This is a genomic window from Lactiplantibacillus sp. 3062 (genome assembly GCF_055413545.1).
On the sequence record NZ_JBVAYE010000009.1, the window covers coordinates 81,304 to 100,468 of the forward strand.

The following is a 19,165-nucleotide window of genomic DNA, read 5'->3' on the forward strand; positions in this document are numbered from 1 at the left end:
AGCCAGACGTGGTTCCGGAGATATGGTAAACTGAAAAAATGAGGTGACTAGAATGCAATCAACACGGATCATTGCGGCCGTTGCGAACGTGTGGCGGCAGCCAAACAATACGTCCATCGATACTCCGGCACTAGCAAATGTCGGCTTACAACCATGGTTGGCGCAGTTATCAGATGAAGATACTGTGGCTTTGGAACGCGACAATCGCATCGTGACGCAGGCGTTATTTAACGACGTCTTTTTAGTCGAACAGTTTGTCAATGGCTGGGCCTATGGTTACGTTGTTAATCAGGCCGACTCCCGGCATCCACAGGGGTATCCAGGATGGGTATGGGCGGCGCAATTGTCGACCGTCCCATTGCCGGTTCAAACTGGGCCGATGATTACGATACGGCGTGGTTTTACGCCGTTACTACGCTTAGATGGCCGTACGTTCTTAAATCTTAGCCTTGGAACGGAACTACCCGTTATTAGTAGCAAAGATCATCGTTATTATACGGTCCAGACCCCACTCGGAACGGGCAAAATTGCAAAACGTGCGACGCAGTTTGCATTTAGAACCGCGCGCTTGACACCGGGAGCGACACTCGTTCGACTCGGTGAAGAATTCTTGGATTTACGCTACCTATGGGGTGGCATCAGTGCTTATGGTTTCGATTGTTCTGGATTCGTCTATACCTTGCATCGCAGTCTAGGTATTTGCTTACCGCGCGATGCTCAGGATCAGATCAAGCAAGGAGTGGCGGTCGACTTAGCAAATGCCCAGCTTGGGGATCTGTGTTTCTTTGCTCATAATCATGGGAACGGTGCGGTACACCACGTTGCCCTATATGCCGGTGATGGCTGGCTATTACATGCACCCACGCCTGGCAAACACGTGACATACTTGCAGTTAGCAAGCACTTATTTACAAGATGAGTTGGTCGCTGTCAAACGAAATTGGTAATGTGAGTTCAATTGACTTAGATTTAATTAAAGTAGAATATTTCAAAATATTAATGGGGCGGATAAAGTGAAACAAATTAAATGGTGGCTGTTGGCAGTCTTATTAGTCGTTGGCTTAACCGGTTGTGGTTCTCAAACCACTAAGAAACAAGCAACGCAACAGGCGGCAAGTACTAAAAAAATATCGCCGTATGTGAATCAACAGACCCCCACATTTTACGTCCACGGGTTTCAGGGGAGTGCGAAGTCAACGAATACCCTGATTGCGCATGCTGAAAAGACTGCTCATGCTCACAAAGTTTTGGTGGCAACGGTCAGTACCAGTGGTCAAGTGACGTTGACGGGTAAATGGCGTGGTCGGGTGCGTAACCCGATAATTCAAGTCGTGTTCAAGAACAATCTGGCCCAGTATGACCAACAGAGTGCTTGGCTGGCTAGGGTGATTACCACGGTTCAACAGCAGCACGCGTTTAAACGTTATAATATCGTCGCCCATTCTGCGGGCTGTGTCGCTAGCGTTAATATGCTGATGACGCAACAAACGACGACTTTTCCGAAGATCAATAAGTTAGTAACGATCGCTGGCCCGTTTGATGGGGTGGTCGGGGAAGATGATGTTGCTAATCAGAACTCGTTTCTGACTTCTGGGCAACCGAAATATTTGCATGCAGCCTATGAATTATTGGCAGCCAAGCGGAACAATTTTCCTAAAAATGTGCAACTATTGAATATCGTGGGAACCTTGAACGATGGTAGTCATTCGGACAGCTTGGTCACCAACGTGTCGGCCCGTTCCATCAAGTATTTATTGCGTGGGCGGGATGTCGATTACACCGAAAAAGACTTTTATGGGGCCCGTGCGCAGCACAGCCAGTTACATGAAAATGCTAAGGTAGCACTGGCAGTTGACCGCTTTTTATGGCATCGATGATATGACTGGGGCTCTGCTAATCAGTAGTTGGTTTGGGATTGTGAGTCAGTCATGTTACGCAATTAGAATCAAAATCAAACAAGCTCATCCGGCCTTAGTCAGGTCAGATGAGCTTGTTTGATGATCGTTATCCTGAAGTCAGCGGGTTGGTCTGGGCTAGAGAAAGAATAGAATATAAGCCGTTCGAATAAGGTGGTACAACGCATATAGGGTAATTAAATAAACAACTGAGATACCGCCATATACGGCATATTTATAATTGCGCATGTAAAAACCTCCCTTATAAAATTACCTTTAGTGTAAATCGGAATCTGTTTTTACACAATGCAAACGCCTTCATTATTAGGGCTAAATTTAAATTAAGTCAAAGAAAGAGCATTCTGTTAGCGATAACTTCAAAAATATGATAAAGTTAATTGTTAGTTCGGTGGACTTCACGCTGCCGGATTAAATTTACCTCAGATTTTGGATAAATTAATTTTTAGTATCATGTACTTGCCCCAGTATTGAGTATTAGAATTATTTACAGATTTCCTGAGCATTAGGAAAGGATGTAATTCAATGCGCGTTACCATTAATCGCGGTCAAGAGGTCTACACTGATATTCCCTTAATGACCGCCCGACATCGCTATATCAAAGCGGATGTCTGGGAAATAAAAAAAGCAATTATTGAAAAGTCAGCCATTAACGGGTGGACGGTTCAAGCGCTACAAGCAATGAATTAAAAAATAAACAACGGCCACGGCATTTGCCAGTGGCCGTTTTTGTAGGAGGACGATTTGAATGGCGCATGAAGTCAGTTATCGGCCATTAATCAGTATTACGAACGTAATCTGGAGTTTCGATGCAGTGACCAAGCAACTGCTGGTCCTGCTTATTCAGCGTGATCACGCTCCTTTTGAGAATACCTGGGGATTACCGACGACGTATTTGAGCACGGATGAGAGTGCGGATGAAGCCGCATTGCGATTAGTTCGTGAGAAGTTGGGCGTCCAGCTTGCCCAATTCCATACAGAACAGTTAGGGACGTTTACCGCGGTCGATCGCGTGCCGGGTGAACGCTCACTGGCGTTGACGTATATGGTTTATTTGCCAGTCAAGCCGGAACTAGTTCCGGGGTATGGTGCGCGCGATGTCAAGTGGTTTGCCATTACGCCGCGGGTGGATCGTGATGATCTGGTCGCTGATGGTTTGGCATTTGATGGTGTTCCCGATTCGCAGACGGAGCGGGAGTTTTATCAACGAATCGCCAAGCAGTTGTTAACCGCCGATCATGGCCTGATCTTAAGAAACGCCCTACAACGTGTGCGCAATCGCCTGGATTATGCTCCTACGATCTTATTAGTGTTAGGTGAGCAGTTCACACTCAAACAGGCGCGCCAGCTGTATGCGATTTTGTGGCGGCAGCCAGTGGCAACTATCGACAATTCAAACTTTCGTAAAACCCACGTTCATTTATTTACAGAGGTGGGGACAGCCCGACCTGGCTCTTCTGGACGCCCCGCTAAGGTATACCGGCTAAAGTAGTTCATTTGACACGTCCAAGTCGGTATGCTACTTTTATAGCACCATAAAGGTAAAAAATACCTAAATTAGTGGAAGGCTAATTAGGAAATTTGGGGGAGTATTGGAATGGTCGAAAGTAAAAGAAATGGTGCTAAGCTATTATGGGTCATCGGGACGGCCTGGCTTTTTGATGCGTTAGACGTGGCCCTGCTATCATTTGTGATGCCGGTTATTAAAGAAAGTTGGCAGCTAACTGCAGGACAGTTGGGAGCAGTCAGTGCGATCACCACGCTTGGCATGATGATTGGGGCCTTGGTATGCGGCTATTTAGCAGATAAATTGGGGCGTAAGCCGGTCCTCATTGGGACGCTACTGCTCTTTTCGCTTGGTAATTTGTTATTGACGATTACCCCGAACGTCGAGTGGTTCTTAGTCGTTCGGTTGTTGACTGGCATTGGTCTGGGGGGTGAACTACCGGTTGCTGCGACAATGATTGCTGATCATTATACGGGAACACAGCGCTCACGCATGCTAGTCCTGGTAGATAGTTTTTGGGCGTTTGGTTGGATTGCAGCATCGTTATTGGCCTTTTTAGTGATGCCACACATTGGTTGGCGGATGACGGTCTTAATCACCGCCTTAATGGGGTTGTATGCGTTGCTGTTACGCCGACACTTACCTGCAGAACAGGAGGCTAATCGGCCACAAAAAGTTGATTTTAGACAGGCATTGCGGCAAGTGTGGTCCGCTAAATATCGACGAGCTACGATTTGCCTCAGCATTCTATGGTTTGTGATTATGTTTGCCTATTACGGTATGTTTTTATGGCTTCCAAGCGTTTTGGTGTTGCGCGGATTTTCATTAGTACATGGGTTTGGCTATACGATGTTGATGAGCTTGGCGCAACTTCCCGGCTATTATCTAGCTGCGTGGTTGATCGGCGTCGTCAAGCGTAAGGCGGTATTGGCAACTTATCTGATTGGGACGGTCGTCAGTGCCGCAGCTTTTGGGACGGCCAATAATCCAACGATGATTCTGATTAGTGGTGCATGGTTGTCGTTCTTTACGCTAGGGGCGTGGGGAATTATGATTGCTTTCACACCGGGGCAATTTGCGCCCGCGGTACGGGGAATTGGTATGGGCGTTGCCCAGTCAATTGGTCGCATTGGCGCAACCATCGGCCCATTTTTAGTTGGTGCGCTGATGGCAATTGGATTTGGCATTCCGGCAATTTTTATGGTGTTCGTGGCCGTACTCTTACTCGGTGTTGGGGTATTGCTATTCGGGTTACCGAATCAAGAGACGGATGATTAAGTATCGGTGGCAGATATAAATTAAATCGTAAGTTAAATTTACTTATATGGAATGGACTAGTGATGTGGGCGCTGTTGCTGAATTTGAATTGAAATGATTCAATAATATTTTTTGTGAAAGTTAAACAAGCTCAGTGATGACGCGGCTTTGAGGGTGTCATTCGTTGCGAAGCCAAAGTGAAACTCCTATGATTACACTGAGGAGTTGAAAAAAATGGCAAAGGCAAAAGCACGTACGACCCAACCGAATGAACGATTAAGTGCCCAACTAGCACTTGCCAGCATGGCAATTGAGATTCGAAGCGATGTTGTGTTGACCAGGTTAGTTGCGCGGGCTCGTGGCCGGCTTAATCGTAGTGGTGACAGTATTGCTATCGCGCACCAAATCGCTGTTGATCTAGGTTATTATTTAGTGTGTCATCAATACAAAATGCCCCGAGCTGCTTATGATTTGTTAGCAGTTGCGTATGAAGTAAGTGTTGAGACGCCCACACGAGCGACTATTATTCAGTTACCGTCACGAAAAAAATAGACTAGGACTATCAATTGATTCACACTTATATTAGAATATAATGATAAATAGATGTGCAAAATTGGAGGGAATTGAATGGGAAGGTCTGAACAATTAAAAAAACTCGTCTTGGCAGGGTTATTTGCCGCCATTATTTTTATTGGTATCAGTGTATTACGAATTCCGTTGCCCGCGATTGTTGGGCGGCCATTTATTCATTTTGGTAATATTTTGACAGTGCTCGCAGTGATGCTGCTTGGTTTTGGCTATGGTGCTACGGCTGGTGCAGTGGGGCTTGGCTTGTTTGATATTCTGAATGGGTATGCCGCAACTTCGTGGTTAACAATTATTGAAGCAATTATTCTGGCCGCGATGGTCAACCTGAGTTTCAAGTCAATCGGCTATCGTGAAGATCGTATCGGCCGGCTTTACTGGGTATCGTTAGTCGCAGGGCTCACAAAAATCGTCACTTCGTGGTGTACAGGCGTGATTGAAGCCTTAATGGTGGGGACAACGCTCAAGGTCGCCATGATTGGGTCCTTCACGAGTTTATTAGCAGCGACCATTAATGCGGTGGCATGTGTCATCATTGTGCCGTTATTGTATCGGATCTTAGTACAGGTTGGGTTTAACCGCCAGCGGGTCGGTACGGTCTAAATGGTCGTATGCTAACGCAGCTGGATTAGTGCCGTGAGCGGTTATTATTTTAACAGACTGGTTGCAATCCACTTTAACACCGTTGGCTGTGGCGTTTATAATTATTGGACAGATTTTGGTTGATCAGGTTAACCATGGTTGTATTATCGGTAAAAAAAGCCCTTTCCAATTTGGAAAAGGGCTTTTTACTGAAGTAGCACGCTAATCAAAATAGGACAAAAAAAGCTATCCCGTTAGGATAGCTTTAATGAATATTGATATAACAAGTGTTCTGGAGCTTATTACATCACTTTGAAACTTAGTAATGGAGATGGCGAGAGTCGAACTCGCGTCCAAGCATATTGCCCCTCGGATATCTACGCTCATATTCATACTATTTAAATTTCATCATTGCAAACGCCGTATGACAGGGCACCCAGCAATGACTAACCTGATTAGTCTCTTCTCGCAACTCCAGGTGGAAGCTTTGAGCGTAAGTCCACTAAATTTAGGACCCAGATCCAGAACATGGACGATCCTGGGAGGATCTACGTTAAGCGCTTATTAGGCAGCTAAAGCGTAAGAATTGTTATTATTTTTTGCAGTTATAATTTAAACTGAGCGTTTTTACGTAGACACAACCTACGAAGCGCAATCCGAACTCAAACTATACCTGTCGAATCCAGAACATCCCCAAATTCAACAATCCTAGTTTAGCACAGCTCAACTGTTCTGCCAACTAATCTGTCTAGTGGTCATGACAATCATTACAGCAGTTTAAGATGAAGAGTGTGCTCGGCGGCGCCGCAAAAAGTGCAACATTTTATGTGTGTTCAGTGAAAGTGCCATGACTGCCAAGATAATCAGTAAGCCGCCGATAAAATCGAAGCTAGTGAGTTGAACGTTTAGAAAAGTAATCGAGAAAACCGTCGCGGCTAAGGGCTCGAAGGCGTCCATCAAACTGGCCGTTGTCGGTAGAATATCGCTTAAACTACGCGCAAACATCAGGAAGGGGGCCACCGTTCCTAAGAGAATAATGACGATTAACAAGCCTAATTGGGGCCAGGTAATCGTCAGGTGGACACGCCACATGGGTTGTAACAAGGTTAGAAACAGACCCGCAATCAGTAACCCCCAGCCAGTGACGGTTAATGCGCCATACTTTGGTAAAATGGTTCGCGGAATCAAGGTGTTCGTGGCGACCCCGATGGCGGATAAGCCGCCCCAGAACAAGATGACGGGTGAAATTGCCAGACTGTTTAAGTGACCGTGTGTCACGATCAATAGTGTCCCGATAAAGGCCATGATCATACCAATCAGTTCGATACGACTGGGTGTCACGTGCTTAAATAAGAAGTAATAGATGCTGATAATGAATGGGCCAAGAAATTGAATAATCGTGGCAATCGGGGCATTACCAACGCGAACCGCTTCGAAATAGCAAAGTTGAACCGGAATCAGCCCCAGCAAACCGTAACTCACCGCTGTCCAAGCGGCATGGCGGTGATGCCAGATTTTAAAGGGGTGTTTACCAGCCACCATCCCCCAGACGAGTAAAATCAAGCCTGCACTGATCATGCGGACCTGCGTTAGCCACATTGCGGTTAGATGCGGATTATTGATGAAGAGGGTACTCGCAGCCACCCCTGAGATACCCCACAGAATACAGGCACTACTAGCGAGTAAGACGCCCCGTAAATGATTTTGTTGTGTCAAATTACGACTCCTTTCTGAAAATAATAAGCAATTTTCATTATAGCAAAGGTGCGTCTGGGAACCTATGTTTATGAGGAATCTCTTATTATTCTCATGGGTTACTTCATCAAAAGTAACGGGTGCGTTTCAGAAGAACTCATGCTATGATATGAACAATCAAACGCGAATAATGATGCGTCTAACGGAGGCTATAAAGATGAAAGCAATTATTACCGTTGTGGGACAGGACCAAGTGGGAATTGTCGCAAAAGTAGCGAACGAGTTAGCACGTTTAAAAATCAATATTGTCGATATTTCGCAAACCTTGATGGATCATAATTTTACCATGATGCTATCGGCGGAATGGGATGACCAGCAATTAAGTTTTGCGGCGGCCAAAGCGGCGTTAGAATCGCTCGGTGAGGCATCAGAGTTAACGATTCGAATTCAACGGCAAGCGGTTTTTGACGCAATTCAGAAGTTATAGGAGGCGGCCATGGAAAGTCGTTCAATTTTAGAAACAATTCAGATGGTGGCCGAGGAAAATCTTGATATTCGTACAATCACAATGGGCATTTCGCTCTTTGATTGTGTTGATAGTGATGGTGAGCGGGCCCGGCAAAAAATCTATGATAAGATCACGACTAGCGCGAAGGACCTGGTCAAAGTGGCCGCTCAAATTCAAGAAGAGTACGGTATTCCTATCATCAATAAGCGAATTGCGGTAACGCCGATTGCATTGATTGCGGCTGCGAGTCAGGATCAAGACTATGTCGCGTACGCAGTAACCATGGAACGGGCAGCTCAAGCGCTAGGTGTCGATCTCATTGGTGGTTTCTCCGCCCTGGTTCAGAAGGGGTATCAGAGTGGGGACCGCAAACTGATTGCATCGATTCCCGCCGCGTTAGCTGCAACTAGCCGTGTTTGCAGTTCGGTAAATGTCGGGTCGACACGGGCTGGAATCAACTTGGACGCGGTCGGTGAAATGGGTCGTATTATAAAGCAGATTGCGGCTGACGATCCGGTCAATTGCATGAGTTTAGTGGTATTTGCCAATGCGGTCGACGATAATCCGTTCATGGCGGGCGCTTTTCACGGTGTTGGTGAAGCTGATCGAGTTATTAACGTTGGGATCAGTGGCCCTGGTGTCGTAAAACGAGCCTTAGAAGAAGTTCGCGGTCAGTCGATCGACATTGTGTCGGAACAAATTAAGAAGACGGCGTTTAAAGTGACACGGATGGGGCAATTTGTTGGGTCCATCGCGTCAGAACGGTTGCACGTCCCATTTGGGATTGTTGATCTATCACTGGCACCAACGCCTAACGAAGGCGATTCGGTTGCTGAGATCCTGGAAGAAATCGGGTTGGAAAGTGTCGGTGCGCCGGGAACAACGGCGGCGTTGGCCTTACTGAATGATGCCGTGAAGAAGGGTGGCGTGATGGCCTGCGAACATGTCGGTGGACTGTCGGGTGCCTTTATTCCGGTTTCTGAAGATGCTGAGATGATTCGGGCGGTCAGTGCTGGTCGTTTGAATATTGAAAAACTTGAAGCGATGACAGCAGTGTGTTCAGTTGGTCTGGATATGATTGCAGTACCTGGTGATACTAGTGCCGCGACTATCAGTGGGATGATTGCCGATGAAGCTGCGATTGGGATGATCAACAACAAAACAACGGCGGTGCGCGTCATACCAGCTACCGGCAAAGGTGTTGGTGATGCGGTTGAATTTGGGGGCTTGTTCGGTCAAGCACCAGTTATGCCGGTCAACACCAATCAACCAACGACGTTCATTAAGCGTGGGGGTCATATTCCGGCACCAATCCACTCCTTTAAGAATTAGGCACAGTGGACGTTGTGAAGGGGCGAACCGGCAGTCATCCTGAACTTAAATGGTGACTTCACGCTCGCAACTCGTGAAATGTAACTGAATGATGCACGATTTCCTGGTCGGTATGAACGGCAGAAAATCGTGCTTTTTATGTCAGTGAGCATGACTCTGGTATGATGTGTGACTGATGTGCCAAGATTATTAAGTGTCCCTCAATGATGGGATGACACAGTTATTTCACAAATCGTGCACGCTTTGTTATTAATTTGTTGTTATACTAATCCTGAATCCTAGCGCGAAGTAGGGTATGATAATAGATAGGTTAATAAATGATGATTAATCAACAAAGTTAGCAATCGTAATTAACTTGGAGGACGTTGCACTATGAAATTATTAATGATTGAAGATAATAAATCGGTCTCTGAAATGATGGCCATGTTTTTTAAGAAGGAAAAGTGGGATGCCCATTTTGCTTATGATGGCAATGAAGCTGTCGAAATGTTCAATGAAGATGTCGATGGCTGGGATATGGTGACGCTCGACTTGAACTTGCCAGGCAAGGATGGCATGCAAGTTAGTGCGGATATTCGCAAGGCTTCCCCAACTGTACCAATTATTATGTTGACGGCCCGTGATTCGGAAAGTGATCAGGTACTTGGCTTAGAGATGGGCGCTGATGATTATGTCACCAAGCCGTTTTCACCGATTACACTGATTGCTCGGATCAAGGCCCTTCATCGCCGAGCAGATTTGGCTAAGACCACGCCGGCTGACCAACCTGCCAGCACGGTGAGTTCCTTTGATGTTCAGACGGACCATTTTAAACTGAATACCAAGACGCGGGAAGCCTATTTAGCAGACAAACAAATTCAAGACTTGACCCCCAAAGAATTTGATTTATTGAAGACCTTAGCTCAAAAGCCGCGGCAAGTTTTCTCACGCGAACAACTTTTGCAACTGGTCTGGGACTATGAATATTATGGTGACGAACGTACTGTGGATGCACATATCAAAAAATTGCGCCAAAAGATTGAAAAAGCTGGGCCACAAATTATTCAGACGGTTTGGGGGGTCGGCTACAAGTTTGATGATAGTGGAGTTGACGCTCAATGAAACTGATTTATCAACAAATGCTAGCGTTCTTTGCCGTCATTATTACGGTAATCGTCGTCCTCGGATTTTCATTTATTCGAACGACTAGAACGATGCTTTATCAAAACTCATGGCAACAATTGCAGCAGTACGCCGCGAGTATTGAAAAGGAAGCTATTCGGTATAATACGAAGACTAATCAAGTTGTCGGGTTTAATCAACAATTTCTAAATGATGGGACCGTCATCTTACGAGATCAACATATTCACTTTTCGGTATATGATGCTAACAAAAAGTTGGTCTATCCAAGTGGTATGGGGACAACAATGAGTGGGACCCCTGGTGGCTCGATTTATGATCCCAAGATCTCAGCCAAAGATTGGAAGAAGCTGAAGCGGAATAAGATTATTACGCAGTCGCCCCACGTAACGTTCAGAACACGCAATCGTGATCAACCCGTGAATACACCGTCGTTGCGAACCATTGACGTTTTAGTGCCCCTTTTCTATAAGAATGGAGCAACGAAGAAGTTTGTTGGGGCCATCTCGATTGGGTCGTTTGAACAGACCTTGCAGGCCAATGAACAGCAGATCGAAAAAAATCTGTTCATTGCACTGTTAGTCTCGGGGATTGCGGCTCTGTTGTTAAGTTACATTTTGGCACGTTATTCCGTTCGTCGTATTAATCGATTGCGGTACGCGACGCACTCGGTCGCAAATGGTGATTTTGACATTCAAGTTGACAGTAATCATAAGGATGAGATTGATGACTTGGCGGATGATTTCAACGGCATGGTCAACTCCCTGCGAACTTCCAATGAAGAAATTAAGCGACAGGAAAAGCGGCGTCGGGAGTTTATGGCCGATGCGGCCCACGAAATGCGAACGCCGTTGACTACGATCAATGGTATTTTGGAAGGGTTAGCGTACGATGCTATTCCAGAAGAAGACAAGGGTCATTCAATTGAACTGATGCAAAATGAGACGAAACGGTTGATTCGACTAGTCAATGAGAACTTGGATTACGAAAAAATTCGAACCGGACAGATTGCTTTGAACAAGACCAATTTTGATGGCGCCGAGGTTTTGCATAACTTAGTTGAACAGCTCACAAAGAAAGCGGCCGCCGCGGATGATGAATTCAAGCTGACGGTTCCCGAGAAACTGCCAGTATGGGCCGATTATGATCGCTTTGTTCAGGTCTTGTTTAACATCATGCAGAATGCCATTCAGTTTTCACAAGCTAACGTGATCGAAGTAACGGGTAGCCGTACGGATCATGCGACGGTTGTCGCGATTCAAGACCATGGGATTGGGATGACACCGGACCAAGTCAAAAATATTTGGGAACGGTATTATAAGGCTGACCCATCACGAAAGAATACGAAGTATGGTGAATCAGGTTTAGGGCTAGCGATTTCACATCAATTAGTCCAACAACATGGTGGTTCGATCAAGGTTGACAGTGTGGAGAACGAAGGGACGTGCTTTACCGTTACTTTCCCAGATGAAGGTTTTGATAAACCGATTATTGATGATTAACGTGATAGTTTAAAGCGGGTAAATCCGTACGGACCGGGCTTGGGGATCGTAATGATCTCGAGGCCCGGTTTTGCTAATGCGGGGTAACGGTGGGCCATAGCAATAACCCATCATTAATAGTAGGAACGGACGTTTAATAGTAATCGATTGCGGACCTTAAGCCTAATACTTTTCAGCGATTGACACTGTTCTACCTCGCACTCTGAGGCTAAATATGTTACCCTTAACAAGGCTGCAAACAGCGATTTATCAATAGTTTAGATAAGATTTGAAATGAATAGGAGAAACAACAACTATGCAAAGAGTACAAATTACGGGAAATTCGCAACGTAAAGTCAAGGACGGCTATCCTTTACTCGTACAAGATGATCTCAAGGATCCGAGTATGAAACTAACCGATGGCTCTTTTGTGGCGTTAATGGCAAGTTCTCAATTTATGGGCTACGCGCTGATTGCGAAGCATCGTCGGCAACTAGGCTGGGTCTTGAGCTTGGATGAAAGTGAGACGCCAACGACCGATTACTTTCGTAAGTTATTCAAACAGGCGTTGGTCCGGCGAGCAACGAGCATGGATCCACAGTTACCACAACGGGTCTTCAATGCGGATGGCGACGGTCTCGGCGGGTTAGCAATCGATCGTTATCAAGATTACTATGTCATTACATGGTACGCACAAGGTGTTTACCAGCAACGCGAAATGATCTATGCGGCTTTTGAAGCGGCTACTGAACATCAATTTAAAGGCATCTATGCGAAATTACGATTTAATGTCGAAGAAGCTAACTTAAAGAGTCAACTCGTCACGGGTGAAGCAGCACCAGAGCCGTTATTAGTGACTGAAGGCGCGGTGACGTATCCATTACACCTTGCTGATGATTTAACGACCGGGTTACTATTAGATATGCGTCCCATCCGGGAATGGTTGGCCGGAGCCGAATTGCAAGGTAAGACGGTCTTGAACTTGTTTAGCCAGGAAAATGGGGTTACGGCTGCTGCTGCCGTTGCGGGTGCTGCCAAGACGATTTCCATTGAAACAAGTAAGAAGGGTGCCAAAGAGACCGCTGATCAATTGGCGGTCAATAATATTGACCCTGATAAGCAGGAAATTCGAGCAATCGAAGTGAACAGCTATCTAGATTACGCCCAGAAGCACCGACTAAGTTATGACGTTGTTGTCGTAACGGCACCGACTTTTGCGCGGGTGAAAAAGCAGAAGTTCCAAGTTGCAACTGATTTAACTGACTTATTGACAGCGACCTTACCAGTTGTTCGGCGTGATGGGCAATTAGTGATTGCAACGACTGCGAATAATTTTTCAATGAAGAAGTTTAAAGCCGCGGTCACGGCGGCCTTTGTCGGCAGTGATCGGCACTTCACACTTAGTGAGACGTTCCGGTTACCAGCAGACTTCGTGACGCGCAAGGCTTACTTGGCAAGCAACTATTTGAAGGTTCTGGTTTTGACACTCGATAAGTAGTGTGTGCGCCATAATTTAAGTGGAATAGAAAAAAATTTTAAAGGGTATTTCGGGGACCGTTTTCATTAATTGAAAACGGTCCCTATCACTAAGAAAACGAATTCATGAAAATATAAAAATAATTATATTTAACCCTGAATCCCTGGTTGTGACTGGTAAAACGGTTACTTAACTGGTAAAATAATTCCTTGTCGTTAGGCAAGAGAGAAAACATAGAAATGAGGATTATTAGTAATGGGAATTCTAATTGCACTGATTCCTGCGATTGCGTGGGGCAGTATCGGCTTAATTAGTGGCCGAATGGGCGGTACCGCTCGGCAACAGACCCTTGGGATGACCATGGGAGCCTTGGTATTTGGCTTGGCACTCTGGGCCGTAGAACAGCCAACTTTAACAAGCAAAATTTGGTTGATTGGGATTGTTTCTGGGTTATTCTGGAGTATTGGTCAAGGTCAACAATTTACGTCAATGAAGGCGGTTGGTATTTCACGGACTACGCCGATTTCAACTGGGATGCAACTGGTTGCTAATGCGTTGGCCGGTGTGCTGTTATTCAATGAATGGCACGGAAACATGTATTGGATTGGCTCCGCTTCTGTAATTGTGTTGATTGCCGGGGCTGTTTTAACTTCCTTAACTGATAAGACTGATCCGAACCGTAGTGCTTCTGAAAATTGGGGTGTTGGGATTCGTGCCTTGATCTTATCAACGATTGGATACGCTGGCTATACGATTGTGGTCCATTATGGTAACGTCAATGCACAGGCAGTTGTAATGCCTCAAGCTGTTGGGATGTTGCTGGGTGCTTTGATCTGGTCCTTTAAGGATAAGCCATGGGTTGTTAAAGCAACTTATCGTAATATCGTCACTGGTCTGGTCTGGGGTATTGGGAATCTCTTCATGTTTATGGCAATGGCCCAAATCGGACAAGCTGTCGCATACTCCCTTTCGCAAATGGGAATTGTTATTTCGACGTTTGGGAGTATCTACCTCTTAGGAGAGCACAAGACGAAGCGAGAAATGGTTTACGTGGTGATTGGCTCGATCCTGGTCATTGTTGGTGGGGTCGCGTTATCCTTAATGAAGGCTTAGTAAAGCTTTACTAAAAAATTAATTATTTGATTTACAGATTAAAAAAATCTGTTGAAGGTGCGGTAACGGTAAGTTATCAGCACCTTTTTTGTTAATAATTGTATTTATTTTTTACACAAATGACGAAAATTTACGAAAAAAGGGAGGAAGCGCTTTTCATTATTAGGCGAGCTATTGTATAATATGACATGTAAATACGTATAGAAAGAGGTAATAGTAAATGGCACACATTTCATTTGACAGCTCTAATTTAACTAAGTTCGTCCATAATAACGAACTTGGCGAAATGCAAGCTATGGTCACAGCTGCTGATAAGGAGCTGCGTGAAGGAACCGGCGCCGGTAATGATTTCCGTGGCTGGTTAAATTTACCAACAGATTACGATAAGGAAGAATTTGCACGGATTAAAACCGCTGCAAAGAAGATTCAAGACGATTCAGACGTCCTCGTTGTAATCGGGATTGGTGGTTCATACCTCGGTGCACGGGCAGCCATTGAATTCTTACACGAAACTTTCTGGTCATCACTTTCACGTGAAGACCGTAAATTCCCACAAGTTGTCTTTGCTGGGAACTCAATCTCATCTTCATACGTCAACGACTTAATTCACTTAATCGGCGACCGTGACTTCTCTGTTAACATCATTTCGAAGTCAGGGACTACGACGGAACCTTCAATTGCATTCCGGGTCTTCAAGGAACGTTTAATCGCGAAGTATGGTGAAGAAGCTGCTAAGGGCCGGATCTATGCCACAACTGACCGCAAGCGCGGTGCGTTGAAGCAAGAAGCTGACGCTGAAGGCTACGAAACCTTTGTTATTCCTGATGATGTTGGTGGTCGTTTCACTGTTTTGACACCAGTTGGTTTATTACCAATTGCGGTATCAGGCGGCGACATCGATTCATTAATGAAGGGTGCTGCGGATGCCCAAAATGAATACAAAGATGCCGATTTATCTAAGAACGAAGCTTACCAATACGCTGCTTACCGGAACATCTTGTACCGGAAGGGCTACACCACTGAAATTCTTGAAAACTACGAACCAAACATGGCGATGTTCTCAGAATGGTGGAAGCAATTAATGGGTGAATCTGAAGGGAAAGACCAAAAGGGGATCTACCCATCATCAGCTAACTTTACGACTGACTTACACTCATTGGGTCAATATATCCAAGAAGGCCGTCGTAACTTGATGGAAACGGTCGTTAAAGTTGACAACGCTACTAGTGACGTTGACATTCCTAAGGAAACCGAAAACCTTGATGGGTTAAAGTATCTTGAAGGCAAGACGATGGCTCAAGTTAACACCAAAGCTTTCGAAGGGGTTATTATGGCCCACGTTGATGGCGGTGTTCCTAACATGGTCGTTAACATTCCTTCACAGGATGCCTATACGTTAGGTTACACGATGTACTTCTTTGAAGCTGCAGTTGCCATTTCTGGTTACTTGAACGGGATCAACCCATTCAACCAACCTGGTGTTGAAGCTTACAAGAACAACATGTTCGCCTTACTTGGCAAGCCTGGTTACGAAGAATTAACTAAGAAGTTAACCGCACGTCTTAGTGACTAAGGTGCTAGCACTTTAGAAATTAAGATGGAAGCTCCTAAAACAAACAACTATCAGCTGGCTGATAGGCTGCTTGTTTTGGGGGCTTTTTGCTTGTCTTTCTGACGCTGTGTTCGTAGCTGTTATTGAGCGTCGTCGCTAATCTAAAATTTATGAATCACAACGTTGTTGGCGAAATGAATCGCTACGTCCGCAAGATGACCCTAATTTAACATGGTGACGCTCGTAATTTTTGACCGCACTGGTCGCACTAACTTTGAATGACATCACGCAATGAAAAATCTGCCGACCTATCTCGAGTTTAATCGTGAGTGGTTGGCATGTGATTTAACAGCAGACGGGTTATAATAGATTAGGTGTTAAAGGACAAATATAGTCATGCATGGTAGTTGCTCGCAACGATGTGTGATGTACGTGAGGAGTTTGAGATGCGTAAATTAAACATTATCGAAAGTATCATTATTGTTCTCGGGTTACTAGTCTTTTGGCTGGGGAGTGAAGTGACAGTAATCAGGCAACAATTGCCATGGTTGCAATTTGCAGGGCTGATTGTCGTATTTGTGACTGGTTTAGCGGATGCGATTTACCGCGTGGTCACGAAGCGGTCCTTTTTTAAGTAGGAATCCTGCTGATTGAAGTTGGAGTCATTAGGTGTAATTTAATACGATGAAGCGTCCGTTACTGGCAGTCAGTGTGCCTAGTAATTGACGCTTTTTAGTTCATGCCTTGAATGTGTGGGGTGCTTGGATTTATCTCTGCTGACGGTTAAGTCGTGATTGCCGTCATAAAATAAGTTCGAAATAGAAAAAATTTTATTGTAAAAATCAGCAAAATGGGTGATATTTTACAAATTGTAACTACCAAGTAGGCGGTTTATTAGGATTTAGGATGATTATAATTTTAATTATGAATGATGACCACAGGTATTCAATAACACTTTACATCATTCACCAAAAATCGCAATGTTATTAATGAGGAAATACATTGTGGGGAATGTAGTTAATAAAATAGTGGAGGTACATATATGAGCTTTTTAGAATTACACGATATTCGTAAGGCCTATACCTTAAATCACCAAGAGAATGTCATCTTGAAGGGCATTAATCTAAACTTCGAACGGGGGGAGTTTATTTCCATTCTTGGGGAGTCTGGTGGTGGTAAGTCAACGTTAATGAATATTATTGGTGGCTTGGATCATCATTATGATGGAGATGTCTTGTTAGACGGCCAATCCTTGCGTTCAATGAATGTGCGGCAAATGGACCGGTATCGTCGGGAGACAATCGGGTTTATCTTTCAGAACTTTAACTTGGTAAGTTACCTAACTGTCTTGGATAACGTCATGCTTTCATTAAAGATGACTAAGACGTCCCATGCGCAACAAGTCCAGCAAGCACAGGACCTACTCAAGCGGGTGGGACTTGAGCAGCAGACGCACCAGTATCCAAATGAACTATCCGGTGGTCAAAAGCAACGGGTCGCCATCGCTCGCGCACTAGCCAGTGACCCCGATATTATTATCGCAGATGAGCCGACCGGGGCGTTGGATAGTGAAAATACCCAAGAAGTAATGGATATTTTATACTCAATCGCTGCGGAAGGTAAACTTGTGATCACCGTGACCCATTCGCAGGAAGTGGCTGACTACGGGACGCGGATCGTTCATTTGGATGACGGCCAGATTCATGACGAATTAGTGATCGGGGCGCCTTTCGACGTGGTCGATAAGCAACCGACGCGTTACCGAACACTTGGCTTTCGGCAGATGTTCCGGATGTCCATGCAACATATGCGTCGAATGTGGCTTCGTTACCTGCTGATTATCTTTGGATCGTCGATCGGGATCAGTAGTATCGTCGTAATGCTGGGCTTGGGATCAGGGATTCAAAATTATATGAATCACCAGATTACGTCTCAAGTTAATCCAACCGCTGTCCAAGTATCGAAGAAGACGGGGAAAGTCAGCACGGCTGCGCGTAAAAAAGCAACCAGTGCAGCAGCTTACAAAGCAGCGGTTAACCAAGAACAAGTCACAGCCGCGAAGAATGCCGAAGTGACGACTGCAAACGTCAAACAATTAGCGGCTATCAAACATGTTAAGTCTGCTAAGCTGGGCTATTACACGAGCACACAAGCGAGTTATAAAAAAACAACCGTGACGGCCAGTCTCCAGACGGATAACCCCACAATTTTGAGTAAGACAATTAAGGACGGTTCACGTCCTGAAAATGGTCAAGTTTTGATTGGTCGTAAGTTAGCTAAGAAGATGGTGGGTAAGAAAAATTATCAACAAGCGCTCAATAAGAAGTTGACCGTTAAATTGGCAACGGTTAATCGCAAGAATCAGTCCGTAACGGTCAGTCAGACGCTGACCGTCAGCGGAATTACGGGTAGCGATGATACTAGCGTCGTGGTCTTACCACAAACCGTCAAAAAGATGTTAACTGCTAAGAATGTGGCTTATCGACCAAATTTTGCCATTGTTCAAATAGATAAATTGGCGAATGTTAAGCAAGTCGAACACCAAATCAAGGCAATCAAGGGAACGAATAAGAAGCAACAGTATAACTATACCGGAATCGGTGATTTAATTGATTCATTGAATACCTATATTCGTTTAGCCACTAACGTATTGACCGGGGTGGCTGGTATTGCGTTATTAGTCTCAGCAATTATGATCATTGTTGTCCTGTACGTCAGCGTTTCTGAACGGACTCGTGAAATTGGGGTTTTGCGCGCACTTGGCGCCCGCAAACGCGATATTAGTCATTTGTTCTTTGCTGAGGCCTTAACTATCGGGGTATTAGCCGCCGTTATGGGGTTACTGTTTGGAGAAGGTTGGCAATTCTTAGGCAATATGGCCATCTATAGCTTAATTAAGTATCCAATCGTTCGAATCTCCGGGGCAGCAATGCTGGGCGGCATTACAGTCAGTGTTGTCATCAGTTTATTGGCTGCTTTGGCACCGGCACATATGGCGGCACGGTTGGATCCAGTCGAGAGTTTATCACATGAATAAAAGCGGGG

Annotated in this window: 17 protein-coding genes and 1 other RNA gene; 16 read left to right on the plus strand and 2 right to left on the minus strand. The window is 45.1% G+C overall.

What is annotated here, in order from left to right; all coding sequences use genetic code 11:
- Positions 1–52: 52 nt before the first annotated feature.
- From ACWQAU_RS11850 to ACWQAU_RS11880, 7 genes are all read left to right on the plus strand, one after another.
- Positions 53–946 (plus strand): C40 family peptidase, encoded by an 894-nt coding sequence (locus ACWQAU_RS11850; RefSeq protein ID WP_021356572.1) that lies wholly within the window; start codon positions 53–55, stop codon positions 944–946.
- A gap of 66 nt (positions 947–1,012) precedes the next feature.
- Entirely contained in the window at positions 1,013–1,876 is an 864-nt protein-coding gene (locus tag ACWQAU_RS11855) for an alpha/beta hydrolase (RefSeq protein ID WP_027821880.1), read from the plus strand.
- Positions 1,877–2,437: 561 nt separating this feature from the next.
- Positions 2,438–2,602 carry a hypothetical protein gene (locus ACWQAU_RS11860; RefSeq protein WP_003642746.1) on the plus strand — a complete coding sequence of 55 codons (165 nt, stop codon included), beginning with the start codon at positions 2,438–2,440 and terminating at the stop codon, positions 2,600–2,602.
- A gap of 58 nt (positions 2,603–2,660) precedes the next feature.
- Positions 2,661–3,404, plus strand: coding sequence for an NUDIX hydrolase (locus ACWQAU_RS11865; protein WP_079111827.1), 744 nt, complete (start codon positions 2,661–2,663; stop codon positions 3,402–3,404).
- A gap of 105 nt (positions 3,405–3,509) precedes the next feature.
- Positions 3,510–4,697 (plus strand): MFS transporter, encoded by a 1,188-nt coding sequence (locus ACWQAU_RS11870; RefSeq protein ID WP_024521739.1) that lies wholly within the window; start codon positions 3,510–3,512, stop codon positions 4,695–4,697.
- A 213-nt stretch (positions 4,698–4,910) separates the two neighbouring features.
- Positions 4,911–5,228, plus strand: a complete 318-nt coding sequence (locus ACWQAU_RS11875) for a hypothetical protein (RefSeq protein ID WP_027821881.1) — start codon at positions 4,911–4,913, stop codon at positions 5,226–5,228.
- Between the two features lie 75 nt (positions 5,229–5,303).
- Positions 5,304–5,864 (plus strand): ECF transporter S component, encoded by a 561-nt coding sequence (locus ACWQAU_RS11880; protein ID WP_003642750.1) that lies wholly within the window; start codon positions 5,304–5,306, stop codon positions 5,862–5,864.
- Between the two features lie 302 nt (positions 5,865–6,166).
- On the opposite strand, the gene ssrA is transcribed toward ACWQAU_RS11880, so the two are convergent.
- Positions 6,167–6,538, minus strand: a transfer-messenger RNA (tmRNA) gene (ssrA, locus tag ACWQAU_RS11885).
- Between the two features lie 82 nt (positions 6,539–6,620).
- The gene (locus tag ACWQAU_RS11890) at positions 6,621–7,559 is read right to left on the minus strand and encodes a DMT family transporter (RefSeq protein ID WP_011101810.1); all 939 of its coding nucleotides are present in this window, start codon (positions 7,557–7,559) and stop codon (positions 6,621–6,623) included.
- Positions 7,560–7,755: 196 nt separating this feature from the next.
- On the opposite strand from ACWQAU_RS11890, the gene ACWQAU_RS11895 reads away from it, so the two are divergent.
- From ACWQAU_RS11895 to ACWQAU_RS11935, 9 genes are all read left to right on the plus strand, one after another.
- The gene (locus ACWQAU_RS11895; protein ID WP_003646616.1) at positions 7,756–8,025 is read left to right on the plus strand and encodes an ACT domain-containing protein; all 270 of its coding nucleotides are present in this window, start codon (positions 7,756–7,758) and stop codon (positions 8,023–8,025) included.
- A 9-nt stretch (positions 8,026–8,034) separates the two neighbouring features.
- Positions 8,035–9,378 carry a PFL family protein gene (locus tag ACWQAU_RS11900; RefSeq protein WP_003642754.1) on the plus strand — a complete coding sequence of 448 codons (1,344 nt, stop codon included), beginning with the start codon at positions 8,035–8,037 and terminating at the stop codon, positions 9,376–9,378.
- A gap of 372 nt (positions 9,379–9,750) precedes the next feature.
- The gene (locus ACWQAU_RS11905; RefSeq protein ID WP_003646617.1) at positions 9,751–10,479 is read left to right on the plus strand and encodes a response regulator transcription factor; all 729 of its coding nucleotides are present in this window, start codon (positions 9,751–9,753) and stop codon (positions 10,477–10,479) included.
- On the plus strand, positions 10,476–11,999 hold the full coding sequence (locus tag ACWQAU_RS11910; RefSeq protein ID WP_003642756.1) for a sensor histidine kinase: 1,524 nt from the start codon (positions 10,476–10,478) through the stop codon (positions 11,997–11,999). Before ACWQAU_RS11905 ends, ACWQAU_RS11910 begins: the two co-directional genes overlap by 4 nt.
- A gap of 295 nt (positions 12,000–12,294) precedes the next feature.
- Positions 12,295–13,476 carry a class I SAM-dependent methyltransferase gene (locus ACWQAU_RS11915; protein ID WP_027821882.1) on the plus strand — a complete coding sequence of 394 codons (1,182 nt, stop codon included), beginning with the start codon at positions 12,295–12,297 and terminating at the stop codon, positions 13,474–13,476.
- A 234-nt stretch (positions 13,477–13,710) separates the two neighbouring features.
- Entirely contained in the window at positions 13,711–14,568 is an 858-nt protein-coding gene (locus tag ACWQAU_RS11920) for a GRP family sugar transporter (protein WP_003642758.1), read from the plus strand.
- Positions 14,569–14,788: 220 nt separating this feature from the next.
- Positions 14,789–16,141 carry a glucose-6-phosphate isomerase gene (locus ACWQAU_RS11925; protein ID WP_003642759.1) on the plus strand — a complete coding sequence of 451 codons (1,353 nt, stop codon included), beginning with the start codon at positions 14,789–14,791 and terminating at the stop codon, positions 16,139–16,141.
- A gap of 425 nt (positions 16,142–16,566) precedes the next feature.
- Complete coding sequence (locus ACWQAU_RS11930) at positions 16,567–16,758, plus strand: hypothetical protein (protein ID WP_003646619.1); 192 nt, start codon at positions 16,567–16,569, stop codon at positions 16,756–16,758.
- A 404-nt stretch (positions 16,759–17,162) separates the two neighbouring features.
- Positions 17,163–19,157 carry an ABC transporter ATP-binding protein/permease gene (locus ACWQAU_RS11935; protein WP_003642761.1) on the plus strand — a complete coding sequence of 665 codons (1,995 nt, stop codon included), beginning with the start codon at positions 17,163–17,165 and terminating at the stop codon, positions 19,155–19,157.
- The last annotated feature ends 8 nt before the right edge of the window (positions 19,158–19,165 follow it).